Annotated in this window: 23 protein-coding genes; 17 read left to right on the forward strand and 6 right to left on the reverse strand. The window is 61.7% G+C overall.

Features of this window, described 5'->3' with window-relative positions:
• Window positions 1–2: 2 nt before the first annotated feature.
• Window positions 3–890, forward strand: coding sequence for a LysR substrate-binding domain-containing protein (locus tag M0D67_RS17175; protein WP_166618187.1), 888 nt, complete (start codon window positions 3–5; stop codon window positions 888–890).
• 59 nt (window positions 891–949) lie between these two features.
• Here the strand turns inward: M0D67_RS17175 and M0D67_RS17180 are convergent, their stop codons facing one another.
• Entirely contained in the window at window positions 950–2,443 is a 1,494-nt protein-coding gene (locus M0D67_RS17180) for an MDR family MFS transporter (RefSeq protein ID WP_171927120.1), read from the reverse strand.
• 240 nt (window positions 2,444–2,683) lie between these two features.
• Between M0D67_RS17180 and M0D67_RS17185 the strand changes: the two genes are divergently transcribed.
• From M0D67_RS17185 to M0D67_RS17200, 4 genes are all read left to right on the forward strand, one after another.
• Window positions 2,684–2,944 (forward strand): DUF1488 domain-containing protein, encoded by a 261-nt coding sequence (locus M0D67_RS17185; RefSeq protein WP_154560487.1) that lies wholly within the window; start codon window positions 2,684–2,686, stop codon window positions 2,942–2,944.
• Between the two features lie 182 nt (window positions 2,945–3,126).
• Window positions 3,127–3,630 carry a lipocalin-like domain-containing protein gene (locus tag M0D67_RS17190; RefSeq protein WP_154560486.1) on the forward strand — a complete coding sequence of 168 codons (504 nt, stop codon included), beginning with the start codon at window positions 3,127–3,129 and terminating at the stop codon, window positions 3,628–3,630.
• A gap of 187 nt (window positions 3,631–3,817) precedes the next feature.
• Complete coding sequence (locus M0D67_RS17195; protein ID WP_168435693.1) at window positions 3,818–4,453, forward strand: carbonic anhydrase; 636 nt, start codon at window positions 3,818–3,820, stop codon at window positions 4,451–4,453.
• A 212-nt stretch (window positions 4,454–4,665) separates the two neighbouring features.
• Window positions 4,666–5,781: an alkene reductase gene (locus M0D67_RS17200; RefSeq protein WP_154560485.1), complete on the forward strand. Its 1,116-nt coding sequence runs from the start codon at window positions 4,666–4,668 to the stop codon at window positions 5,779–5,781.
• A gap of 116 nt (window positions 5,782–5,897) precedes the next feature.
• On the opposite strand, the gene treA is transcribed toward M0D67_RS17200, so the two are convergent.
• A complete protein-coding gene (gene treA, locus M0D67_RS17205; protein WP_266239254.1) occupies window positions 5,898–7,565 on the reverse strand; it encodes an alpha,alpha-trehalase TreA in 1,668 nt (555 codons plus the stop codon).
• 471 nt (window positions 7,566–8,036) lie between these two features.
• Between treA and M0D67_RS17210 the strand changes: the two genes are divergently transcribed.
• The 5 genes from M0D67_RS17210 to M0D67_RS17230 all read left to right on the forward strand — a co-directional run bounded on the left by M0D67_RS17210 (window position 8,037) and on the right by M0D67_RS17230 (window position 15,019).
• Complete coding sequence (locus tag M0D67_RS17210; RefSeq protein WP_154560483.1) at window positions 8,037–8,936, forward strand: DMT family transporter; 900 nt, start codon at window positions 8,037–8,039, stop codon at window positions 8,934–8,936.
• A 327-nt stretch (window positions 8,937–9,263) separates the two neighbouring features.
• Window positions 9,264–10,262, forward strand: coding sequence for a DUF4148 domain-containing protein (locus M0D67_RS17215; protein WP_266239255.1), 999 nt, complete (start codon window positions 9,264–9,266; stop codon window positions 10,260–10,262).
• A 479-nt stretch (window positions 10,263–10,741) separates the two neighbouring features.
• Complete coding sequence (locus M0D67_RS17220; protein ID WP_266239256.1) at window positions 10,742–11,887, forward strand: porin; 1,146 nt, start codon at window positions 10,742–10,744, stop codon at window positions 11,885–11,887.
• A gap of 263 nt (window positions 11,888–12,150) precedes the next feature.
• Window positions 12,151–13,314 (forward strand): epoxide hydrolase family protein, encoded by a 1,164-nt coding sequence (locus M0D67_RS17225; protein WP_266239257.1) that lies wholly within the window; start codon window positions 12,151–12,153, stop codon window positions 13,312–13,314.
• Window positions 13,315–13,663: 349 nt separating this feature from the next.
• Window positions 13,664–15,019 carry a sigma-54 dependent transcriptional regulator gene (locus tag M0D67_RS17230; RefSeq protein WP_266239318.1) on the forward strand — a complete coding sequence of 452 codons (1,356 nt, stop codon included), beginning with the start codon at window positions 13,664–13,666 and terminating at the stop codon, window positions 15,017–15,019.
• Between the two features lie 91 nt (window positions 15,020–15,110).
• Here M0D67_RS17230 and M0D67_RS17235 read toward each other — a convergent pair whose 3' ends face one another.
• Together M0D67_RS17235 and M0D67_RS17240 are read right to left on the reverse strand one after the other, a co-directional pair.
• Window positions 15,111–16,196, reverse strand: a complete 1,086-nt coding sequence (locus M0D67_RS17235) for a TIGR03118 family protein (RefSeq protein WP_154560479.1) — start codon at window positions 16,194–16,196, stop codon at window positions 15,111–15,113.
• A gap of 122 nt (window positions 16,197–16,318) precedes the next feature.
• Window positions 16,319–17,722: a PLP-dependent aminotransferase family protein gene (locus M0D67_RS17240; RefSeq protein ID WP_154560478.1), complete on the reverse strand. Its 1,404-nt coding sequence runs from the start codon at window positions 17,720–17,722 to the stop codon at window positions 16,319–16,321.
• Between the two features lie 306 nt (window positions 17,723–18,028).
• Between M0D67_RS17240 and M0D67_RS17245 the strand changes: the two genes are divergently transcribed.
• From M0D67_RS17245 to M0D67_RS17255, 3 genes are all read left to right on the forward strand, one after another.
• The gene (locus M0D67_RS17245; RefSeq protein WP_266239258.1) at window positions 18,029–18,151 is read left to right on the forward strand and encodes a hypothetical protein; all 123 of its coding nucleotides are present in this window, start codon (window positions 18,029–18,031) and stop codon (window positions 18,149–18,151) included.
• Window positions 18,151–19,380 (forward strand): FAD-binding oxidoreductase, encoded by a 1,230-nt coding sequence (locus tag M0D67_RS17250; protein ID WP_171927114.1) that lies wholly within the window; start codon window positions 18,151–18,153, stop codon window positions 19,378–19,380. Before M0D67_RS17245 ends, M0D67_RS17250 begins: the two co-directional genes overlap by 1 nt.
• Window positions 19,381–19,511: 131 nt before the next feature.
• Window positions 19,512–20,663 carry a branched-chain amino acid ABC transporter substrate-binding protein gene (locus M0D67_RS17255; protein ID WP_171927113.1) on the forward strand — a complete coding sequence of 384 codons (1,152 nt, stop codon included), beginning with the start codon at window positions 19,512–19,514 and terminating at the stop codon, window positions 20,661–20,663.
• A gap of 32 nt (window positions 20,664–20,695) precedes the next feature.
• Here M0D67_RS17255 and M0D67_RS17260 read toward each other — a convergent pair whose 3' ends face one another.
• Window positions 20,696–21,463, reverse strand: a complete 768-nt coding sequence (locus M0D67_RS17260) for a YkgJ family cysteine cluster protein (protein WP_171927144.1) — start codon at window positions 21,461–21,463, stop codon at window positions 20,696–20,698.
• 274 nt (window positions 21,464–21,737) lie between these two features.
• On the opposite strand from M0D67_RS17260, the gene M0D67_RS17265 reads away from it, so the two are divergent.
• Complete coding sequence (locus tag M0D67_RS17265; RefSeq protein ID WP_266239259.1) at window positions 21,738–22,361, forward strand: HAD family phosphatase; 624 nt, start codon at window positions 21,738–21,740, stop codon at window positions 22,359–22,361.
• Between the two features lie 30 nt (window positions 22,362–22,391).
• Here M0D67_RS17265 and M0D67_RS17270 read toward each other — a convergent pair whose 3' ends face one another.
• A complete protein-coding gene (locus M0D67_RS17270; protein ID WP_171927111.1) occupies window positions 22,392–23,297 on the reverse strand; it encodes a LysR family transcriptional regulator in 906 nt (301 codons plus the stop codon).
• Window positions 23,298–23,433: 136 nt separating this feature from the next.
• Between M0D67_RS17270 and M0D67_RS17275 the strand changes: the two genes are divergently transcribed.
• From M0D67_RS17275 to M0D67_RS17285, 3 genes are read left to right on the forward strand one after another with little or no spacing between them, the layout of a single operon-like run.
• Window positions 23,434–23,769, forward strand: coding sequence for a metalloregulator ArsR/SmtB family transcription factor (locus M0D67_RS17275; protein WP_266239260.1), 336 nt, complete (start codon window positions 23,434–23,436; stop codon window positions 23,767–23,769).
• Complete coding sequence (locus M0D67_RS17280) at window positions 23,766–24,218, forward strand: SRPBCC domain-containing protein (RefSeq protein WP_266239261.1); 453 nt, start codon at window positions 23,766–23,768, stop codon at window positions 24,216–24,218. Before M0D67_RS17275 ends, M0D67_RS17280 begins: the two co-directional genes overlap by 4 nt.
• A gap of 46 nt (window positions 24,219–24,264) precedes the next feature.
• Window positions 24,265–24,921: a glutathione S-transferase family protein gene (locus M0D67_RS17285; RefSeq protein ID WP_266239262.1), complete on the forward strand. Its 657-nt coding sequence runs from the start codon at window positions 24,265–24,267 to the stop codon at window positions 24,919–24,921.
• Window positions 24,922–24,923 lie beyond the last annotated feature (2 nt).

Consider the following 24,923-nt stretch of genomic DNA (forward strand, 5'->3'; position numbering starts at 1 on the left):
CGATGCGTAGACTTCCCCCTCTGCAGGCCTTGCTCGCTTTCGACGCCGCCGCGCGTCTCGGCAGCTTCACGCGCGCGGCGCAAGAACTCGCGCTGACCCAATCGGCAATCAGTCATCAGATCCAGCAACTCGAGGAATGGGCCGGGGTGCCGCTGTTCCGGCGGATCGGGCGCGGCGTTGCGCTGACGGCCGCCGGCGTGCTGTTTGCGCAGACCGTGACGTCGGCGATGACGACCCTCGCGGATGGGCGCGATCGCATCGAACCCTATGGCAATCCTGACTCGGTGATCATCTATTGCGCGCCGCAGTTCGCGATGGGCTGGATCATGCCGCGCATGCCGGCGTTTTCGGAGGCCATGCCGAACATCGAGATCTGGCTCGTTACCGGGGACGAGGTCAACGAGATCGATCGTGTCGATGTCGACCTGATCGTTTCCGCGAAGGAGATCCGCACGCCCGAAGTGATCTGCGAGCCGTTGCTCGACGAGGAGGCGGTCGCTATCTGCGGGCCCACGACCGCGCGCCGTCTGCGTTCGGCGCCCTTTCCCGAGGTGTTGACGCAGGCGCCTTTGCTGGTGCTCGAGCAGCGTCCGGAGTGGGCGCCGTGGTTGCCTGAGTTAAGGCGCGGCGGTTTGCGCACGCGGCGCGCGATGACGGTCGACGACCCCCGCATTCTCGTGGCGGCAGCCGAGCGGGAAGCGGGTATCGCGATGGTGTCCCGGCTCACCGCCGGCGACGCGTTGACGAGCGGGCGGGTCGAGGTCCTGCCGCAGGTCCCAGGCTTCGCACTCGCGCCGCTCTGGCTGATGCGCTCCGCCCAACCGGCGCGCTCCGCGGCGGTGGATGCGGTTTATGCGTGGATGGTGAGGCTCTGCCGGGACGGTGGTTGACGCGCCGCAGTTTCATGGCGAAGGCAAACGTCACGATGGTGCCAGGCGCGTAGCGAAGCTCAGTCCTCAAGTGGCGATAACGCTTCAAGCGGCACCTGCTTCGCCGGCCCGATGTTGATCGCCGGCACGAAGCCCAGCAGCACGACCACAAAAATCGCAATCGCGAAGATCGAGATAAAGGTCAGGTGCAGCGACTGATGCAACACCATGCGGATCATGTCGCTGTCGGCAAGACTTGCCACCTGATTCTGCAACAGCGCCTTCAACTGATCCGACGTGACCACGGCGACGTCCTTCGAGTGGCTGAGCCCGAAGTTGAGCACCGCGCCGAACAGCGTTGCGCCCAGCGTGCTGCCGAGATTGCGCGAAAAGAGATTCGATGCGGTAGCGCTGCCGCGCTCATCCATCTTGACGATTTCCTGGATCAGCACCAGCGAACTGACGCTCGACGTGCCCATGCCGAAGCCCATGATGAGCGAGCCGAACGCCGCGATGAGCGGCGAGCCGCCAGGCTGCAGGAACAACAGCAGCACCGCGCCAATCGGGATGAACGCGCTGCCGCCGATCAGAATGCGCCGCAAGCCGATACGGTGAAATGATTTCGCCGCGAGCGTCGCGCCCGCCGGCCAGCCCACCATCATCATCGTGAGCGCAAGACCGGCGACCACCGGAGAGCGGTGCAGCACGCCCTGAACATACATCGGCAGGAAGGTGGTGGAGCCCATCAGGATCATGCCGGACAGCACGGTTGCTGCATTGCACGCGGCAATCGGCCGGCGGCTCCAGAGCGCGAACGAGATCATCGGCTCAGTAGCGCGGCGTTCCTGGAACACGAACAACAGCAGGCACAGCATGAACGCGCCGCCCGCGAGCGATGCCTTGGCGATGTCGTCGTCGCCGGCGTAAGTCAGCGCCATCATCAGTGCCGCGATCGCCGCCATGAACAGTGCCGCGCCCGCGAAGTCGATCGACGGACGCGCATGCCGTTCCGATTCGCGCAGGAACGCGATGAAGCCGGCTGCCGAGGCAAGGCCGATCGGCACGTTCATCCAGAAGATCCACGCCCACGACAGGTTGTGAATGATGAAGCCGCCCACCATCGGCCCGACCACCGCTGAAATGGCCCACACGCTGGCGAGATAACCTTGCACCTTGCCGCGTTCGCGCGCCGGATAGAGGTCGGCGACGATGGTCAGCGTGACCGGCTGGATCGCGCCCGCGCCGACGCCTTGAATCAGGCGGAATACGATCATGGCGGGCATCGACCAGGCGAAGCCGGCCAGCACCGAGCCGAGCAGAAAGATGGCGATGCCGGCAAGCATGACCGGCTTGCGTCCATAGAGATCGGCGAGCTTGCCGAATACCACGGTCATCGCGGTTTGCGTCAGCAGGAACGATGAAAAAACCCAGCTATACAGATGCAGATCGCCGAGTTGCGCGACGATCTGCGGCATGGCGGTGGAAACGATGGTGGCTTCGATGGCGACCATCGCCATTGATGCCATGACTGCGGCAATGACTAAAGGACGCGACGATTGCGGGCTGCGGGACATGGGGCGGGTAGTATTAGGATGTTGGAAGCGTCTGACGGCGTGAAAGGTGGCATGCACGCCGCGACGCAAAAGCGCGGCCGCACAAAAGCGGCCGATGTCGAGTATGCACCTTGCGGAGAATGTGCGCTCTGAACGCGCGCAGCGATGGCCAGGCTCAAGCCGCTTTGATTCGGCTTTAAAGCGGCAGCCTGGTACAGCCTTTGCGCGTTCACCGCTACTTTCGCCAAATGGAGGGTCATTATGAGGATCGAATTCACCGGACGCCGTGAAGTGGTGGCAGCGGCGCGCGTCGCCTTCGAAGCCAATGTCGATGGGGCTGACGTCTGGTGCAGCGTGTCGCTGGACGCGCTGAACGACCATTTCGGCAACGCGGGACCATCGGCCCACGATCTGGTCGGTACCTTCGAGGCCAATCGCGCGCGGATTGAAAACGCTACGCGGCGGGTCCTCGAAAAAAACGGGGGACGATCCGTGGAGCTCGAAACCGCGGATTTCAACTGAGGGCTGAGCGGCCCAATTCTTGACTTAGGGGGGGGCGGTCCGGCATCTGCGCGCCGGGCCTGCTCCAATAGCTTTTCACTTGCAAACCACCTAGGCTTCAAAGCACCCGAACCCAATCCGCAGCACCAGCGAAGCGCGATGGATTCGTCTGACCTCATGTCCTCGCACGCGTGGAGAGCGTCATGAAACCAACTTACCGAGTCTTCGCCGTCATCGTGATCGCGCTCGCAGCATGGTGCGCGCCAGTGCGAAACGCTTTTGCTCAAGCAGCGGACAGCCTCGTGGGGTCGTGGTCGCTTGTCTCGTTGACGGTGGCGAGGAGCGGCAACGAAGTGGAATTGCTCGGTCCGCATCCGCAAGGGCAACTCGTCTTCGGCAGTGATGGGCGCTACGTGCTGCTCGTGCTGAACTCCGACCTGCCGAAGTTCGCTTCAGGGGAGAGGCAGCAAGGCACGGCGGAAGAAAACGCAAAGATCGCTCGCGGCAGCGTCGCGCATTTCGGCACGTATACCGTGGACCCGGCGGCGCGGATTATCGTCTTTCACATTCAAAAGAGTACGTTTCCGAACTGGGACGCGGATGTCCAGCGCCGCCCATTTACGCTCGACGGTGACCGGCTGACATACATCACGCCTGGCGCCTTCGGCTATGGATCGTCGAAAGTCGTGTGGCAACGAATCAAATAGCGCGCCTCGCCTGCAATCACGGTGACAATCTCGGTGGCCTCTACGCGTTGTCGAACTTGTCTTCGGCGGTGGTGTTTGCGGGCATACGATTCGCGCTGCGGTATAGTCGCGCCAACCGATCGCAGACACGCCTTGGACCTTTGCCGCGGACTCGGCAGGCTGAGGCTTTGACTATCCGGAGAATGTCGTGCAGGAAATCATAGAAGGATTCATCCGCTTTCAACGCGAAGTCTTTCCGCAGCAAAGCGCATTGTTCAAACGTTTGTCGATTGCGCAAAGTCCGCGCACGCTGTTCGTGACCTGCTCGGACAGCCGTGTCGTTCCCGAGTTATTGACCCAGGTGGAGCCCGGCGCGTTGTTCGTGATCCGCAACGCGGGCAACATCGTGCCGTCTTACGGCCCGGAGCCAGGCGGCGTGTCGGCCACCGTCGAATACGCGGTGGCGGTACTGGGTGTGCGGGATATCGTGATCTGCGGGCACTCCAATTGCGGGGCGATGACGGCGATCTGCACGTGCAAAAACCTCGATCATCTGCCGGCCGTGGCGGGTTGGCTCCGTCACGCCGACGCGGCGAAAGCGATCAACGCGTCGCGGACTTATGCGTCAGATGCCGAGCGTCTCGACGCCTTGGTCAAAGACAACGTGATGGCTCAACTCGCGAACATTCGCACGCATCCGTCAGTGGCCGTGGGCCTCGCGAACAAAACGCTGCGACTGCATGGCTGGATTTTCAATATCGAAAGCGGCGCAATGCTCGCACTCGATGGGCGCACAGGAGAGTTTCTGCCGTTGGTGGACAACCCTGAAATTTATGTTGTCTAGCCGTGCATGGCGGCCCGCGAAAAGCGGGTGCGGTAAAACCGGAAAACCTCTTCGGCGTTCCGGATAGCCGCCTATACTGCCAGAGCGCCTGGAGCCGACGACACCGCTCCACCGTGTGTTGCAACGCGCGCCGATGACGCCGCTCGATGGCGCGCTACGAGTCAGGCAGCTAGCCGCCTTTCGATGCATTGGATCTTTTTCAAGGAGCCGCCATGTCGACCGAATCCGCGCACATCGATAGTTACCTGTTCGAACCGGTCGCGCTCGGGCCGCTGCAGTTGCCCAATCGCATCGTGATGGCGCCGCTGACGCGCAGTCGCGCGAAGGTGGCCGATGTGCCGAGCGAACTGGCCATCGAGTATTACGCGCAACGTGCAACTGCCGGTCTCATCATCGCCGAGGCGACGCAGATTTCACCGCAAGGCAAGGGCTATGTGTTCACGCCTGGCATTTATGACGATGCCCAGGTGCAGGCGTGGAAACATATTACCGATGCCGTGCATGCGAAGGGCGGCCATATGTACCTGCAGTTGTGGCACGTGGGCCGTATTTCTCATCCGTCGCTGCAGCCGGGTAATGCGTTGCCCGTAGCGCCGTCGGCGATCAAACCCGAAGGCCAGGCCTATACCGACGACGGCTTCGTGCCGCTCGTCACGCCGCGCGCACTTGAAACCTCGGAAATGGCGGGCATCGTCGAGCAATATCGTTTGGCCGCGCAAAACGCGAAGGCCGCCGGTTTCGATGGCGTGGAAATTCACGCGGCAAACGGCTACCTGCTCGACCAGTTTCTGCGCGACAGGACCAATCAACGAACCGATCAATATGGTGGCTCGATTGAAAATCGCGCGCGCCTGTTGCTGGAAGTGGCCGATGCCGTGACGGACGTCTGGGGTGGTGAGCACGTCGGCGTGCGTATTTCTCCGCTCAGCAGCTTCGGCGATATCGCCGACAGCGATCCCGAACCCCTTTTCACCTATGTGGTGAAGCAACTCAATGCCCGCAAGCTCGTCTACCTGCATGTCATCGAAGGCGACACGGGGGGCACGCGTGACGTCGAGGGCGGCTTCGATCTGCAGGTGTTGCGCCAGGCATTCGACGGATTGTTCATGGCAAACAATGGCTATGACAGGGAGCTCGCGCAGAAGACGCTCAAGGCAAAACGGGCAGATCTGATCGCGTTCGGCCGACCTTTTATTTCGAATCCGGATCTGGTCGAGCGGCTCCGGGTCGGCGCACCGCTAAACGAGCCGGATAAGAACACGATGTATGGCGGCGGCGCGGAAGGCTACATCGATTACCCGACGATGGACGAAGACGCGAAGCGCTGAGTGAGCCTGGGCTTCGTCACGCAGCGAACCGCAGGGCTGATTTCGTAATCGGCGCTTCCGCGCACACGCCGCTATGGGCGACGTGTGCGCCTCCTTGCATGGCTTCACCGTGCAGATCAGTCACCCGGGCTATACAGATCGAGCAGCTTGAGCGTCACCCCGTTGGTCCATCCAAAGCCGTCCTGCAGCGGATATTCGCCACCGCCGCCCCCTCCGGTGCCCGCACCTTCCACCACGTACTTTTCGACCAGCTTGTTCTCCGACGCGTAAACGCCTTTCACGTCAGCCAGAAAGCGCGTGCCGATCTGCTGCGCAAGCGCATCCTGGCCATAGCGCTTCAGGCCTTCGATCGCGACCCAGTGCAATGGCGCCCAGCCATTCGGTGCATCCCATTGCTGCGTGGTGTTGTAGGTGGTCGTCGCAAGGCCGCCCGGTTGCAGCAGGACGGACTGCACCTGCTGAGCCGTCTTTTGCGCGCGGTCCGGCCACGCCGCACCGACCCATAACGGAAACACCATCGCCGCAGTCTTGTTGTCGCGCGGCTTCGCAAGCGTCCAGTCGTAATCGCCGTAGTAGCCCTTGGCGTTCCACAAGTACCTGTTGATGCCGAGCGCCCGTTTGGCGGCGCGCTCAGCGAACTCGCCGACACAGCGGAAATCGCGCGTCTCGCCGCAGCCTTTCGCGATGGTGATTTCAAGGTGGAACATGAGGCTGTTCAGATCGACCGGGATGATCGATGTGGTGCGCACCGTCGCGAGTGTCATGTTGTCGCCGAACCAGCGGGAGCTGAAATCCCAGCCGCTCTCGGCGGTCGCCCGCAACTCGCGGTAGACCTCGTTCGGATTGCGGCCCGTTGCCTGCCTGGCGGTCTGAATGTCCTCCAGATAGGACTCGTCACGCGGCGTATCGAGTTCATCCCAGTAGCGGTTGAGCACCGTGCGATCCGGCATCACGACGACGTTGCGGGTTGCCTGACCCGGTTGCGTCGAGGTCTCTCCCTGCATCCAGTACGCATACTCCTTGCGCAGGGCCGGCAAATACTTCTGATAGACGCTGCGGCCTTCCACTTTCGCCGCCAGCGCCACCATGTACGAGAAGAACGGCGGCTGGGAACGGTCGAGGTAGTAGGTGCGATTGCCGTTCGGGATGTGGCCGAACGTATCGATCTCATAGGCGAAGTTGTCGAGCATGTTGTCGACGAGATCTTCGTGCCCCGACTCCTGCAAACCCAGCATCGTGAAGTACGTGTCCCAGTAGTAGCCCTCGCGGAAACGGCCCCCCGGCACCACGTACGGCTTCGGCAACGGGATCAGCGAACTGTTTGCCGGCGCGCTCGTCGTGGTGCGGGTGAGGGCAGGCCATAGCCAGTTGATGTGCTCGCGCAGCGTCTGATTCGCCGGGGGTGTGATGACAGGTTCGCTCGGCGGAGTGAAGTACTGGTTGACGAAGTTCGCCAGCGAAAAACCGGGATTGTTCTTCTGCTGTTCGTACAGTTGCACGATCGCGGCAGGATCGGCGTTCGGCGTTGCGTCGACGAAAGTCTTCTGGTCCGGATAAATCTGCGCGGTTTGCACGGCTATGAAAAGATCGCCGTATAGCTTGTCGGGAGCGGGAGGAAGCGTGCCGCCGACCTGGGTGTCGGCATGACAGACGCCGATGAGACTGGTGAGGAAAACGAAGCTGGAAACGGCGGATGCTTTTCTTAAACTGGCAGCGCCCAGCGGCGGGGCGAATGTCAGACGACGGGCGAGGCCGATGCGGCGCAATTGCGATGACACAATCATGTCTCCTCCTGAGGAATGGACAACAGGATTGGTCTGCCTCACGCCCTCTTTCTTTTCATGTTTGCAGGGGCGCGGGTAGCATCGCACAAAACGGAGGCCGGTTCAAACTATGCGCGAGGAATGCGCCGAGGTGCGCTGCGCAAGCCGCTGGCATTCGACTGCACCAGTCGCTCGGCAGCTTGCGCGCTGCCGAGCGACTAACTAAGCCTTCTTAAGCCTCCTTCAGTTCGACGTCACGAGCGAATCCGACGGCACGATTCTGAGTGCCCCGGGGCCCTGCGCCGCCGGGCTATGCTGGCCGGACCCGCGCCGTGCACATACTCCACCTTGATCGACGCGCGCTGTTTGTTCAGGTTTTTCCAGTCGATCGCGCGGGGCGCAGCAGGCATAATCCGTTTTCCGATTACGCCTCCCTTTCACCGGAGGCGAAACCTAAGCGACGCGCTGCTTCGCGCGTTCCCAGGAAAACCCATGCCGCCCATCACCGCCGTCCGGAATAGAGCCGTGCCGTTGCGCAGCGTCGCGCTGATTCTCGTTTCGATGTTCTGCTTCGCCCTCGTCGATGCTCTGGCGAAATCCGTGGCGCTCGCCTATCCGGCCAATGAAGTGACGTTCTTCCGGATGCTGTTCGGCTTGTTGCCTGCGGTGGCGGTTTGCCTGCGCGGCAAGCCGCTCATCGAGCGTCTCAGGCAGATGGATGTGCGTGGACAGACCTTGCGCGCGCTGACGTTACTCGGCGCGTCAGGGCTGTTCTTTGCAGGGCTGCCCTATGTGCCGCTCAGCGAAGCGGTGGCGATCGTTTACTCGGAGACTTTGCTGGTTATCGTGCTTGCACCGCTGCTTTTGAAGGAAACGCTCAAGCCGCGCGATGCGCTTGCCGCCGCGATCGGTTTTGTCGGCGTGCTGTTCGTGGTGCGTCCGGACGGTTCGCATTCGAGTTGGCTCGGTCCGGTCCTGCTGATTTCGAGCGCGTTTTTCGGTGCTTTGTCGATCATTCAGATCAAGCGGATTCGCGCCACCGACGATTCGGGCACCACGGTGCTGTACTTCACGGTGATCGGCACGATCGTCACCGGGGCATCGCTATATTTCGCGTGGCGCACGCCTTCGATCGAAGCACTCGCAGTGATGGCCTTGCTCGGTGGGTTCGCCACGGCAGGGCAGTTGCTGATGACAATGGCATTTCGACAGGCCGACGCCGGTGCGCTCGCGCCGTATAACTACACGAGCATCGTGTGGGCTGCACTGTTCGGTTACATCGTGTGGGGCGAGACGATCGGCAGCATGTCGTTGTTCGGCATTGCGTTGATTGTCGGCAGCTCGATTGCGGTCGCCGTGCGAGGCAAGCAGACTGAAGGTCCGCTTGTGTAGCTCTGCGCTGCATTCGCCGAATTCAAACGCCGGATTCAAACTCGCATTTATTGCTTCGCAGTTCAAACAATCGTCCTAGGAAAGCCTGGTCAGTAAGCTGGCTTTTTCGGACAACACGCCCTACGCAAGCGGACGAATCGACGTTTGGCGACTATAAATAGTAGATAGCACGCATCCAGCTTGCACTCTTATTCGTGCGTGACTGCGCCGGCCCGAACTCGCGGCCGTTGCGGCGGCGTCGATTGATTCGCTGCGAACCCTCTGATGAATTCGGGCCCGTTTGCGATACGGCAAACGCGCATGTCCACGATTCGAGAGGGAGACGTCATGGTTAGCGAACCCAGGAAGATCGTTCTCACGGGCCTGTTTGTCGGCGCGGTTGCGATCGCGGCTTATATTTCGCAAGCGGACAAAAGCTGGCTGTCAACGGACGAACTCGGCCTGGAGCGTGACAATGCATCTCGCACCACACGTGGCGACACGATAACTGGTTCAGTGAGTTCCGGGCCGGTCGCTGCACACAGCGATTCAGCGGCGGCCATTGCCGGGGACCTCCAGGCGGCGCGCAATAGTCTGCAGCGCAACGATCTTGTTTCCGCGCGGGCGCAACTGGACGCGGTGCGTTCAGCACATCGGGACGACGATCAGGTTCTTGCGCTGCAAAGAGAAGTCGAGGCGCGCGCGAAGCAGACGCAGCACGCGCTGGCCGTTGTGCATGGGAAGAAGCCAACGCAACAAGGGGCGAAATCGGCGCGATCTTCGGCGCCGTCTTCAGGGAAAACAGGCCACTCGCACGAAAGCTACGTAGCGACGCGCGAACACTCGAACCGTGCGTCCTCCAGTGACTCGAAGACCCGGCATGCTCCCGAAACCGCAGTAGCCGCGGTTGGCGCGGGTAGCCTGTCGAGCGGGAGAACGAGTGGCGTTGGCGCACCTGCTGCTGCGAGCTCGTCATCCTCTGTTCCGGCCGAGGCGAAGGTACTCTCCAACGTAATCAACGCGCCTGCCGTGTCAGCGCCGATACGGCTGATACAGCCGACAGAGCCAACAGAGCCGACATCAGCGCCGCCAGGCCCACTAACCCCACAAGCCCCACAAGCCCCACAAGCCCAGCTAACCCCGCAAGCGATACCGGCGCCATCGCCACCTCAGCTCGCGCCCGCCACCAGCACGCTGTTGAAATCCGGGAGCGGGCCAAAAACCCGCGCGCAGGTACGCGCGGAGATCGCCCGCGCCCGCGCCGACGGCAGCCTGCCCACGTTCGGCAATCCGGACCCGGCGGGCCCCGGCGGCGCACCGAGCATGACTGGCGCACCGCGTCCGTGACGCGGCTCAGCGCGCTGGTTAACGCAGCGATGCAGCGAGCCGGGCAGAACTGGGTTTGTCCGTGCAATGCAATTTTTCGGCAGCTTTTAAAACTAACAATGACTATTTTCAATTTCCGAAATAATCGCCTGAATGAGTTTGTTTATATGGCAAGATATTCCAATTTATTTCAATTGAAATTAATTGGAATATAAATCGCCCGGGATGCGTTGTTGGAAGAGATTCGTCATGCTATTCTGCGCCGGCTTGATTCTCCGAGAGAGGCACTAAATCAAGCACTTGGGGCGTGCTCGCGAGAGGAGTACGCCCCATTTAATTTCTGGCGGCAGACCGGCTGTTACGTGAAATGATCGGCAATCTGAAAAATCATTTACGTCGCATAAACACAACGCTGTAATTAACTGAAAAACAGTCTTGCGATTAGTGAGATATTCTCGGCCGATCGATAGCATCCGCTATTCCAATCAGGAGAGAAATCCATGAATAAATTCGTATTGTCGGGCCTCTCGCTCGCACTCATCGGCGCCGCGGGTGCCGCCCACGCACAAAGCTCGGTCACGCTGTACGGCCTGATCGATACGGGTCTGACCTACACCAGCAATTCGGGCGGCAGCAGCAATTTCCAGCAAGCCAGCGGCATCCTGAACGGCGACCGTTGGGGCCTGCGCGGTTCGGAAGATCTGGGCAACGGCCTGAAGGCGATCTTCGTGCTGGAAAACGGCTTCAATCTGTCGACCGGCAAGCTGGGGCAGAACAACCGTGAGTTCGGCCGTCAGGCCTTCGTCGGTCTGTCGAGCGACCAGTTCGGCTCGGTCACGCTGGGTCGCCAGTACGACAGCGTGGTCGACTATCTCGCCCCGCTCGCGCTGAACGGCACGCAATACGGCGGCACGCTCGCATCGCACCCGTACGACAACGACAACCTGAACAACTCCGTGCGTATCAACAACTCGGTCAAGTTCCAGAGTGTCGACTACGGCGGCTTAAAGTTCGGTGCGTTGTACGGCTTCTCGAATGCAGCGGGCAGCTTCGCGGACAGCCGCGCCTACAGCGTCGGCGCATCGTACGCATTCGGCGGCCTGAAGTTCGCTGCGGGCTACCTGCAACTCAACGGCGGCGGCTCGACGACCAACACGAGCGGTGCCGTGGCAAGCGGCGACTCCACGTTCAACGCGGGCCTTCAGCGCACCTATGGCGCTGGCGTGAACTACGCGTTCGGCGCGGCCAACGTCGGCCTTGTGTTCACGCAGACGCAACTGAGCAACGCAACGTCGATCGGATCTTCGGCCTCGGGCACGACGAGCGGCTTCGCGCTGACCAGCGGCAGCGCGCGCTTCACGAACTATGAAGTGAACGCACGTTACGCATTCACGCCGGCATGGACGGTGTCGGGCGCATACACGTACACCGATGCACGTCTGAACGGCGCGAGTCCGAAGTACCAGCAGATCACGTTGCAGACCGACTATGCCTTGTCCAAGCGTACCGATGTGTATGTTGAAGCGGCATACCAGCACGTCGGCAGCGTGGGGGACTCGGGCATCACGGCGGATATCGTCGGCGTGAGCCGCTCGGCGACCGATTCGCAGGTGGTCGGCACGGTGGGTATCCGTCACCGCTTCTGAGCGGCTGGTGTAGGCAGTAAGCTGTAAAGAAAGCCCGCATTTCGCGGGCTTTCCTGTTTGCCGTAGAGCAGTGAGCGCTGCAACCATGAAGGTCTCCGGCGCGCTAAACGAGAATCGCGCTCATTGTGTACCATGCAGATTGCTTCGTGCGCGCCGTGCGCTTCATGCTCGCTTCGTGCCTTGGCCCTTGCTGGTTTGCCGTGAACAGCGCCATCGAATCCGAAGCGCCTGTTATCCCCACCCCCTGTGCCGGATGAACTGACATGCAGATAGAGCCGTTTCAGATTGCCGTGCCTGACGCTGACATAGACGATCTGCGCCGGCGGATTCACGCGACACGTTGGGCACCGGCGACGCCGTCCCCTGCCTGGCAGCAGGGCGCCGATTCTGCCTGGCTGCGCGAACTCGCGCAGTACTGGGTCGACCGTTTCGATTGGCGCGAGGCGGAGCGCAGATTGAATCTGCAACCGCAATTTCTCGCCGAGGTCGACGGTCAGCGCGTGCACTTCGTGCATCGGCGCGGGGTCGGCCCGGCGTCTTATCCGCTCGTGATTACGCATGGCTGGCCGGGATCGTTTTTCGAGTTCCACGCACTGCTCGACCGGTTATGCGATCCGGGCGCATTCGGCTGTGATCCCGCCGATGCATTCGACGTCGTCGTTCCATCGCTGCCCGGTTTTGCGTTCTCGCAGGCTCCCGTAGAGCCCGGTACTTCCGCGTTTCAGGTGGCGGATTTGTGGGCTTCACTGATGCGTGGCCTCGGTTACGAGCGCTTTGGCGCCCAAGGCGGCGATCTGGGCGCCGGCGTCTCGATCGCACTCGCGGCGCGGCATCATGAGCATGTCGACGGCGTTCATCTCAACTTTCTGCCGAGCTCATACGAGCCCGCGAGCGGTACCGCGCAGACACCGCTTACGCCCGCGGAGGAAGCCTATCTGCGGGAGAAGACTGAATGGGCCGCGCTGGAAGGCGGCTACGCCCATATGCACACCACGAAACCGCAAACCGTGGCGGCGTCGCTGAACGATTCACCGGTGGGGCTCGCGGCATGGATCGGTGAGAAGTTTCGCGCGTGGAGCGATTGCGACGGCGACATCGAGCGGGTGTTTTCGAAAGACGAGTTGCTCACCAACATTTCGCTCTACTGGTACACGCAGAGTATTGGAACGGCGATGCAGATGTATTGGGAAAACCGTCTGCAGCCGATGCGCTTCGCCGAGGGGCAACGCGTCGTGCCGCCGGTCGGATTCGCCCAATTCCCAAAGGAGATCAATCACCCACCGCGCACGTGGCTCGAGCGAACCTTCAACGTCGTGCAATGGACCGACATGCCGAGCGGCGGGCATTTCGCTGCAATGGAAAAACCTGATTTGCTCGCTGCCGAGATTCGCAAGTTTTTCAGGAAGTTGCGGCGCGAGGTGCGTTGACGCCACTGTGGCGGCGCACAAGACGCCAGTTCGATAGCGACTCCGATGCGCCGCGCGGTGCGCTTGCGGATTCAATCATCAAATAAGGTCAGGACGCACCACGGCGACCATGCAGCCGCGTATGATCGACCGTCGTTGTCGGATCCGGTTTTTCGTCAGCCGACGTCTGCAACACCGCCGACTCGCCAAAACCCGATGCATCATGAAATGGCAGCTCCCGGTACGCGCCTGATTCGCGAGGACAGGCATCCGCGGCCATGGAGCAACAAGAACAATGCCGCGACGATGGGCCTGACCGCAACAGGTTTCAGAGCAGGCTCGGCGGGAAAACAAAAAAACAATGCAGAAAATGAAGGCCATCAAGCGGCGTGTCATCTACTTCACGCGCGATCCTTCGCCGGATCTATTGGCGAGTTTCGAGGAGCGCGATTGGGAGGTCGAAGTCATCGGCTCGGTTCGTGACGTACGCCAGGCCGTGGATGATGGCTCGCTGGCGGCCGGGCTGGCCGATCTGTCGAGCGTGTTCGATCCCTGTGACATTGCCGCGCTGGAAGCTTGCCTCGCGATGCCAAACATCGGCTGGGTCGCGATGACCGCCGCGCCGGAACTCGATGACGCCGCCATACGCAGGCTGGTGCGCGACTACTGCTTCGATTACGTGACACTCCCCGCTGCGAACGTCAGGATTGTCGATACGGTAGGCCATGCCTGCGGCATGATCTCGCTCGGCGAGCCGGCGTTCGTCGATACGTCCTCGGCAGAAGACGAGATGATCGGCACCTGCGATGCCATGCTCGCGTTATTCCGCTCGATCCGCAAAGTGGCCGCCACCGACGCGCCCGTTTTTGTCTCCGGTGAATCCGGTACGGGCAAGGAGCTGACGGCAGCGGCGATTCACGCGCACTCGCCGCGTCGCAACGCGCCGTTCGTCGCCATCAACTGTGGTGCGATTCCGCCGCATCTGTTGCAGTCCGAGTTGTTCGGCTACGAGCGCGGCGCCTTTACCGGCGCGAATCAACGCAGAATAGGGCGCGTCGAAGCCGCGCACGGCGGCACCGTGTTTCTCGATGAAATCGGCGATCTGCCGTTCGAGAGTCAGGCGAGCCTGCTGCGCTTTCTGCAGGAAAGCACCATCGACCGCCTGGGCGGCAACGGTTCGATCGATGTCGACGTGCGCATCATCTCCGCCACGCACGTCGATATGGAGGCCGCGATCGAACACGGGCGCTTTCGTGCTGACCTGTATCACCGCTTGTGCGTGCTGAGAATCGACGAGCCGCCGCTTCGCGCGCGCGGCAAGGACATCGAACTGCTCGCGCTGTACACACTGGATCGCTACAGGAAAGATGCGAGCCGCCGGCTCTACGGTTTTTCTCCCGACGCGATCGCGGCGATGCATCAATACGACTGGCCCGGCAATGTCCGGGAACTGATCAACCGGGTTCGTCGCGCCATTGTGATGTCGGAGGGGCGCACGATTACCGCGGACGATCTCGAACTGTCGGGTTACGTCGCGACCGCGCCCCTGACGCTTGCGCAGGCACGCGAGACAGCGGAGCGGCAGGCCATCGAACTCGCGCTGCTGCGCCATCGTGGGCGGCTCGGCGACGCCGCGCGCGAACTCAGCATTTCACGCGCGACGCTGTACCGTTTGCTGGGCGCGCGTGGCATGCGGTATGGGGAAGACAGCGCCGCCGAAATGTGACACTTGAGGCGAAGATCGTGTGCGGCAGTCAGGTAACCTGTTCACTCGAATCGCGAGCGCCCATTCGGCACTGCGCCGCGCGCGGCGTCGTTCACATTTTCACGTCGATGCGCCCATAGACCCCATCCGCTTCGTCGTTAGGCCCCGCAGCAAAAAACAGCGTGTTGGTCGGCTGATTATCGAGTCCGTTGCCGAACGCGATACCCCAGAGCCCCTGTTGCACGAACGTGGTTCCGTTCGACAGGTTGACGGTGCCGAGGGATTGCCCGCTTGCCGGATCGAAAGCGTTGATCGTGCCGTCGCCGAAATTGCCGATCAGTATGTCGCCGCTGAAGCGGCCGAAGTTGCCCGGCGCCTGTGCGACGCCCCACGGTGCGTTCAGCGGGCCAGCCGATGCGAAGCGCTGCAGTAGCTTGCCGCCCGTATCGAATACGTCGACGAAGCCGAGCCCAGGGCCGTCTAAGTTGTCATGCGCGACTGCGTTCTGTTTGGCGTAGGTCACGAAGAGTTTTCCGCCAATTGCCTGTATGCCGAACGGCGCAAAGCCTACCGGCAGCGCAGCGTCCTGAAAGTTGCCGGACATGGCGACCTTCGCGAAGTTCTTGTCGAACACGTCGATCTTGTTGTTGTGAAAGTCGGTGGCATAGAGGAAGTTCGCCGTGCCATTGCTGGCGAGGGCGAGCCCCTTGTAGACCGCGCCACCACTGCCGTCGTCGAACATGACGATCGCGTTCGTGGGCGCGACCGCGGGCGCCCATGCGGTGATCGTGCCGCCTTCGCCGGAAAAGATAAACACGCCTACGCCGGACTTGCCACCCTGACTGACCGTGAAATCCGTCGTGCCGTTGAATACGATGCCGGTCGGATTCGCTGGGCCGCTGGTTCCGTTCGGAATGCTGACGACCAGGGATTGCGGCACGCCGTTGCCATCGTAGAGCGTGGCGACTGAGGTTCCGTTGTCGGCGACCCAGACGACACCCTTCGGATTGAACGCAATGCCCCATCCATTTTTCAGATTGGCGTCGGTGTGCGGCGCGGAAACCGCGCCATCGGAGACCAGCGTGGTCGCAGTAAATGATTGCGTATTGATCGACCCCGAACCGCCCCCGCACGCGACAAGACCCGTCAACGCCACGCCGCTCACCACGGCGCTCAACACTGTAAGCACAGACTTCATGACCGCACCTCTCTCAGGACCGATGGTTGTTGCGGTTATTGAACGTGCTGGGTGGCGGGTTTATTCCTTTGGCGGTTGAAAAATTTGATTTGATCTGAGGCGACGGCCCGGGTGCCCGTCGATCAGATCGTGCCGAACAGTGCCCGAGGACGATCCTTCAGCGTGCCCGTCAACAGCCGTAACGCACTCACGAGTTGATCGCGGCTCGTCGCACAGGCGAGGTTGATCCGCACGCCATGTTCGATCTCCGACCTGTCCACCGCAAACGCCGAAGAAGGCATCACCACGACACCACGCGCCTTCGCATTCGCAGCAAAATCATCGGCACGCCACGGCGGCGGTAACTTAAGCCACACGAACATGCACGCTGGGTCGGTCTGCAGCAATTCCTGCGGCAGCAACTCGCGAGCCAGGTCCTGTCGCGCGCGAATTTCGGCAAGCTGCGCGTCCATGATGTGGCGCGCCGTACCATCCTCGATCCAGATCGAAGCGATCAGCATCGACATCGGCGCGGGCATCCACGCGGTGGTGCGCACCGCCTCGGCACACAGCGCGGAACTGTCCGGCGGACTCAGCAGGTAGCCGAGCCGCAAGCCGGGCGCGAGAATCTTCGAGGTCGCCGCGAGGTGGAACGTCAGTTCCGGACACAGGCTCGCAATGGTCGGCAGCCGCTGCGAAACCAGCGGCCCGTAAACGTCGTCTTCGATGATCGCTACACCGTGCCGGCGGGCAATGTCGACGAGCGCCATGCGGCGCTCGAGACTCATCGTCGTCACGGTCGGGTTCTGCAGATTCGGTACGGTGAAAATCGCCTTCACCGGCATACGGCGGCAGGCATGCTCCACCTCGTCGGTCAGCAAGCCCTCGCGGTCGCTTGGAATGCCGACGATCTCGAACTGGAACACTGGAGCCAGTGCTTTCAACCCGTAGTAGGTGAGTTGATCGGCGAGGATTACGCCGTCGGTGCCGATCAGGCTGTTCAGCACCGCATACAAGCCGTGCTGCGCACCGCTCGTGACCACCACGTGATCGGGCGCCGGTGTGAAGCCCGGCGCGGCCATCCAGCGGGCGCCGGCGGCGCGCGCCCAGGCGGGACCTTGCGGCGGCTGGTACTCCTGCAATTGCGGATAACGCGGATCGCGCGGCAATTCTGCCAGCGTGCGTGCGAGGCAGTTCAGGAATTCGCCGGTGGCCGGCCGGTTGACGGTCAGGTCGATCGCCGCGTTGCTGGCCGGCGGCGCAGGGTCGACGCTCGGCATGGCACCGCCGGTGACGAGCGAGCCGCGCCGTTTGCTGCCGATCACCAGTCCGCGCAACTGCAATTCCTTGTACGCGCGGGAGACCGTCGACACATTGATGCCCAGTTCGGTAGCCAGTTGCCGCTGCGGCGGCAGGCGGCTGCCCGGCGGATAGACGCCGCTGCGAATCTCGTTCTCGATCGAGCTGGACACCTCGACATAGGTGGAACGCTTCGTCTGCGCCGGCGCCCCGTTGGCCCCACGCGCTGTGTCTTTGCCAGAAGCCATAAGAACTGATGTCTCCATACAAAATCGACTTTGTCCGCGATTGTGCGGAATTTTGCCGATTCTATACCAGACAAGCGCCGCCGCAACGCCTAAAAACGGCGCTCCAGAACGGTTGGCGTCCGGTGCGCCCGTGTTTGCAAGGACTGCGCCATAGGCCATCCAGGGAAAATGCCAGGGCCACACAATGTGAGTTTTAATTGCACACAAAAAAATATTGTGTGATTCTGATTGCCAGAGTTTGTCTGGTGGCGTGCGTGCCATGGCGTCGCCGGGCAGTGTCCTGATTCTGTCCGCAGGAGTTTCCAGATGAGTTTTCCGCAGTCTCCTCCAGCCTCATCCGCGCCGAAGCCTGGCGCGCTGGCGAGTGAGCGGCATGTCACGATGCACGCGCTCTCGGGCGACGGCTGCGAAATGCAAGGACGCGAGTGATGCCGGAGATTGCCATCATCGGTGCGGGATTCATCGGCCTCGCGAGCGCTGCGGCGCTGATGCGCGACGGCCATCGAGTCACGCTGTTCGATCCGGCCGGCGTGGGGCAGGGTGCGTCCTTCGGCAACGCGGGGACCTTCGCGCACTATGCGTGCATTCCGGTCAACAACCCGTCCGTGTTTCGCGATTTGCCGCGCTTTCTGTTATCGAACGACAGCCCGTTCAGATTGCGTTGGGGTTACCTGCCGCACCTCGCCCCGTGGCTCGCGCGTTTCATGATGAGCTCGCTGCCGCGGCGCTATGAGGCGAGCGCCACGGCACTCGCCGCGTTGCTCGATCAGGCGCAGGACGGATATGCGCCGCTGCTTGCAGACGCGGAACTGGCGCGTTTCGTCCGGCCCCGCGAATGTCTCTATCTGTACTCGAACGCAGCTTCGTTCGATGCCGCGCGTCCTGCACTCGATCTGCGCCGCCAGTTAGGCGTTGCCTTCGACGTGCTGGGCGGCAGCGACATCCGTGCGCTCGAACCGTCGCTCGCGCCGATATTCGAGCGCGGCGTATTGTTCAGTAACAGTTGGCATTTCTCAAATCCACATGGCTTTCTGCAGACGCTTTATCTGCAGCTTGCCGACCAGGGGCTGACACTGCAGCGCTCGACCGTCGACGCAGTGCAGCCTGCGGCTGACGGCGCGAGCGTGACGATCGAAGGCGCCGCGCGCCGCTTCAGTCACGTTGTGATCGCCACTGGCGCGCGCTCCGCCCAATTCGCCAAACAATGCGGCGACGCGGTTCCGCTCGACACGGAGCGCGGCTATCACGTCCGCTTTCCCGGCGCGCAACAACTGGTTTCGCGACCGGTCGGCTGGGCCGAGCGCGGCTTTTACATGACGCCGATGAGCGACGGCCTGCGCGTCGCCGGCACGGTCGAACTGGCGGGTTTTGGCGACACGCGCAACCGCTCGCTGATCGATCTGTTGACGTTTTCTTCGAAACGCGCGTTACCCGCGCTCGATAAGCCGGATAGCAGTTGGCTCGGGTTTCGTCCGACGTTGCCGGACGGTGTGCCGGTGCTCGGACGCTCGCGTGTGAGCGAACGGGTGATCTACGCATTCGGCCATCAGCATCTCGGACTGACGTTAGCGGGGGTGAGCGGGCGCATCGTCGCCGATCTGATCGCGCAGCGTGCGCCGCCGCTCGATCTCGCGCCTTACTCGGCCACGCGCTTTTGACTTTCGTAGAGGTTTTGACCGCACCGATTTTCTTGTTTCACGACTAGCACCGCAGGACGGATTCGACGCGTCGCGCATCGGATCGGCCAACCTACACATCGCGCGACGTTACATCTCGCAAGGAGCGCATCATGAATCGCCGCAATTGGCTGTTGAGTGCCACAGTTTGTGCACTCGTCACGTATCTACCGTCTGCGTGGGCGGCCGATCCTGAAGTCGTCAAGATCGGTTTCGTCGGACCGTTGACCGGACCGGTTGCACGGGTCGGCAAGGATCTGCAGTATGGCGCGCAATTAGCGCTCGATGAAGAGAACGCGAAACATCCGGTGATCGGCGGAAAACCGGTCAAATTCGTGCTCGATGTGCAGGACGATCAGGCGGACCCGCGCGTGGCGATTCAGGTCGCGCAGAAACTGGTCGACGACGGCGTAGTCGGCGTGATCGGTCACTACAACTCGGGGTGTAGCATTCCGGCGTCGACGGTCTATCACCAGGCGAACATTGCGATGATCACGCCGGGCTCCACCAATCCGCAACTCACCAAACAAGGCTACAAGAACGTGTTCCGCACCATGGGGCACGACGGCATTGGCGGTGTCGTGGCGGGGCATTTCGTGGTGGAGCAGATGAAGGCGAAGCGCATCGGCATCATCGATGACCGTACGGCATTCGGGCAAGGGCTCGCGGATGCGTTCGAAAAGGGCGCAAAGGAAGCGAATGGCAATATCGTCGATCGTGAGTTCACGAATGACAAGGCCGTGGATTTTCGCGCCATTCTGACGACGCTCAAGAGCAAGAACGTCGATCTGATTTTCTTCGGCGGTCTGGATGAACAGGGCGCGATGCTGGTCAAGCAGATGCGCTCGCTTGGCATGCAAGCGCAACTGTTCGGCGCGGGTGCGCTGAAGAGCAATGCGTTCCTGCAGATCGCCGGCACGGCAGGTGACGGTACTCAGGATCTCGAGCCGGGTCCGGCGCTCGACAAGCTGCCTGCCGCGCAGGAGTTCGGCAAGCGCTACAAGGCGCGTTTCAATCAGGATGTCGAACTGTACGCACCGTTTGCGTACGACGCCGCGCTCGCCATGATCAAGGCGATTCACGAGGCCGATTCGCTCGATCGCGCGAAGATCGTCGACAGCCTGTCGAAAGTGAAGGTTACCGGTGTAACCGGCAACATCACCTTTGACCCGTATGGCGATCTGATCAAGCCGCCGTACACGCTGTTTCAGGTCCAGCAAGGACAATGGAAGAGCATCAAGACGGTGGGCGGCAGCGGAGCATAGTTCTCTGCCAGAAGCTGCCGGCGGTTCTGCGGTTATGAGGGCGGGAAAAATCCGTGATACCGGGAATTGCCGGCAGCGGTGGGTTCAGCGAGGTGACCGGTGGCGCCCACCGACAGAAGCGTTTCCAGGGTTCCCGCCCGATTCGACACAAATGTCCACTGCGCGGCTGCGTCTTGCGATTCCGGCGTCGCGCGAATCTTGCGCAGGGCAGTCAGCAGCGCCTCGCTATCCGGCGAAATCATGACAAAGCCTTCGTTCGCGAGCGCGGCATGGTTCAGTCCCAGTTCGAGGCATACCTGCATGCGCAGCGGCGCCTCGAGCTGATTCGCGCGACGCGACTGCTCGACGCGTTCGACGGTCGTAGCATCGACAAGGATTCCGTGCCTTTGCAGCGGCGTCTTCTGCCACGCATCTGAAGGGCACGCCTTGTTTTCCGGTGCCAGCACGACGAAAGGATTGATTTCAGCGGGATAGATCCGGCACACCAGCGGTCTTTGTTCGTAGATTCCGCAGCGCATGTCGGCGCCCAGATTGGGGCAGGCTCCATCGAACGCCGCGGCGAGAACGATCGAGATACGGACAGGCAGGCTTCCGCTCATTGCAGGCGAAGAACGCGCCCGTTTGTACTCAGCTTGCGCATTGCCCGGCTCGGGCTCGACGGGCCACGGTATGGCCTCGCAGATGAGTTCCATGTGGCCGCCGCGCTCCAGCCAGGTGATAGCCTCGGCAATCGTCAGTGCCAGGCGCAAATCGTGGCAGCATTTGCCGCATGCAGTGCATTCGAAATTGATGTCGTTCACGTTAAATTCCTCGTCGCAAGAGTCTACGCGGGTCTTAGTCGAGGCGGAGGAAAGATTCTGACTGTGAATCCGATAAATTTTTGCTGTGGACTCGCCGCGCTGCCCAAGGTCCCTGCCTGGCGGCGGTTTGCGCCTGTACGCTTGATCTCTTTTCGTTCATGCGGCGCATGGCGTCGCCGGCCAGCCGAGGCACAATAGAAACCGATCGTCGTCCGATGGCCTACAGTCGGATGGCATGTTGATTTCTAGAAGCTTTCGATGCGAGGCCGACAGCATGACTGCATCCATCACGCTGGTCCTGTTCGACATGGAGGGCGTCCTGTCCCACTACGACCGTTCGGCGCGGGTCGATCGTCTGGCGGCAATTTCCGGGCAGACGCCTGAGGCTGTACGGCACGCGATCTGGGGTTCCGGGCTCGAAGCTCGTGCCGACGCGGGGCAGATCAGCGACGACGACTATCTGGCCGCGCTCGGCGAACTGCTGAATTATCCCGTCAGTCGGGAAGACTGGCTGAGCGCGCGCCACGCATCGATCACGCCGAATGAAGAAGTGCTCGCACTCGCCGAACGCGTCGCCGAACACCACCGGATCGCCGTGCTCACCAACAACTGCCGCCTGCTCACCGACCATATCGGCTTTCTGAATCCACCGGTCGCGCAACTGTTCGGTCCGCACGTCTATGCGTCCGCCGCGTTCGGCGCAGCGAAGCCGGCCGCTCAAACCTATCTTCGCTGCGTGGAGCAACTCGGTGTTCCAGCGGCCGAAACGCTCTTCGTCGACGATACGGATGCCAACGTGGCCGGCGCACGCGACGCCGGTCTGCAGGGATACAAGTTTGTCAGTGCAGAAGCGTTGTCGGCGGAGCTGGAGCGTTGCGGATTGATCGAGCGGACGTGAGGCGGCCGGGATGCGCGGTTAACCGTACTGCTAGCCGTTGAGGTCCGGATTATTCTGCGCGAGTTCGTGAACCCACTCGCTAAATACCCGCACGCACATGCTCAGGCGACGATGCGGATACAGCAAGGAAAGAGGCAGAGGCGGGCATGGGTAGGCGCGCAGGATTTCGCGCAACGCGCCGGCCTGGATCGCTTTTGCGACCATGAAGCGCGGAACCTGAATCATCCCCAATCCTTCGATTGCGGACATCACATACACCAGTCCTTCGTTGACCGCGAGTATGCCGTCCAGTGGTTTTCTGACCCGCGCTCCGTCCACTTGAACCTCTAATGGATAGGTACGCCCCGTGCGCGCGGAAAAGTAATTGACGGCTCGATGGCGGTCGAGGTCGTCGGGCGTGGCGGGTTCGCCCATCTGCTCGAGATACGCCGGCGCGGCGCAGATGCTCATGCGGACACTGCCGATCGGCCGCGCGACGAGATTCGAATCGTCGAGCACGCCGATCCGGATCACGCAATCGACGCCTTCCTGCATGAGATCGACGTTGCGGTCGCCCAGTCCCAGCTTCACGGTGATGTCCGGGAAGCGCGCATAGAAATCGCGCATGGCGGGCAGCAGCACGTTAGCGGCAAAAGTGGCGGACGTATCCACCCGAATCGTGCCGCGCGGGTTCAACCGCTTGTTCGACAACGCGGACTCGGCGTCGGAGACCTCGGCCAGAATGCGCGTGCAGTATTCATAGTAGAGCGCGCCGTCGTCGGTGACCTGCACGCTGCGCGTGGTGCGATTCAGCAGGCGTACCCCCAGATGGCTCTCCAGATTCTGCACGAGCGTCGACACCGACGCGCGCGGCATCTCCAGCGAATCGGCCGCCTTCGAAAAGCTCGATGCATCGACGACACGCTTGAACACTGCCATGCCTTGAAGAAGGTCCATACCGGCTTGTCCTCTCGAATGTGACCGATCCGCAGTCTAGAACGGACTGGCGATGGGCCGCAAACAGGAGTGCGCGCGCCGTGGCTCGCTCACAAAAAATCTTGACACCGTTCGTTCACTGCCTATAGTTCACCATATGGCAAAGTCTCCAGTCAGTCAACTCGATCGTACGTTTTCCGCCCTCGTGGACCCGACACGCCGGGCCATCCTCGCTCGCCTTGAGCGGGAGCCCGGCCTGTCGATTACGGAAATCGCGCGGCCACTGCCGCTCAAGCTTCCGGCGGTCATAAAGCACCTCGACGTGCTGAGCGACGCGGGTCTGGTGGCGCGTACCAAGAGCGGACGGACCGTTTCGGTCGATCTGGTCGCAGGGCCGATGGAGGAGGCGATGGCATGGTTGAGGCGCTATGAGCGCTTCTGGTCCGCGAGCCTCGACCGGCTTGCCGATTTTGTGGAGGGACACGAGGAATGACCCAGGAAAAGCCGAGCCTGACTATCGTGCGGCGCATCAAAGCCCCGCCAGCCCGAGTTTATGCAGCGTGGACGATATCCGAACTGATGGCGCGCTGGTGGGGGCCTGACGCGGGGCCAGTGCTCAGCGCCGAAGCCGATCCGCGCGTGGGCGGCCAATTTCGCGTGGTGTTCCAGACACTGGACGGCAAAACGCACGACTGCCGCGGCGAATACCTGGAAGTCGAAACGGACCGCAAGCTCGTCTTTACGTGGGAGTGGGTCACCACCCCCGAGTGGCGCTCGCTCGTCACCATCAGGCTGCGCCCCGTTGAAGACGGAACCGAGCTCACTCTCACGCACGCGCAGTTCTTCGACGAGGCCGAACGCGACGCTCATCAGACCGGCTGGAGCCCCGCATTGGATAAGCTCGACGCGTTCGTGGCGCAACCGGAAGTCGAAGACAACTGACGCTGACGCGCATCGGAAACGAACTCAACTCATACCGAGGTTGAATATGAAGCTCTATTACGCTGAAACACTGGCTCCACGGAAAACCTGTGCAGTAGCGAAATATTTAGGCTTGCCGATTGACTATGCCTTGGTCGATCTGACGAAGGGCGAGCAGAGCAAGCCGGGCTATTTGGCGATCAATCCGAATGGCAAGGTGCCGTGCCTCGTCGACGGCGAGCGAATCATCTGGGAAGCGGACGCGATCATCAGCCATTTCGCGCAGCGTGCAGAGTCCGACCTCTGGCCGCGTGATGACCGGCAGATCGATGTTCTGCGCTGGTTCAGCTGGAACAGCCACCATTTTTATCCGCACGCCGGCGCGCTTTACTTCGAGTCCATCATCAAGCCGATGTTTGCACTCGGCGGACCCGACTCGTCGAAAGTCGCTGAAGAACAGGGCATGTTTCGGAAGTCTGCCCGCGTGCTCAACCAGCAACTCAAAGGTCGCAAATGGCTGCTCGGAGACGGCCTGAGCGTCGCGGATTTTTCCGTTGCCATCGCGCTGCCTTATGCGAAAAAAACCGCCATGCCGCTCGATGAGTTTCCGGAAATACAGCGCTGGCACGATCAGCTGAACACCATCGAAGCATGGCGCAATCCGTTTCCGGTGCGCTCGGAGACTTCCGGCACTTCCGCTGCGAACGCTGCGCTCCACGCCTGAAG

Origin of the sequence: Paraburkholderia sp. SECH4, assembly GCF_030511745.1 — a bacterium.
Lineage (GTDB): Bacteria > Pseudomonadota > Gammaproteobacteria > Burkholderiales > Burkholderiaceae > Paraburkholderia > Paraburkholderia madseniana.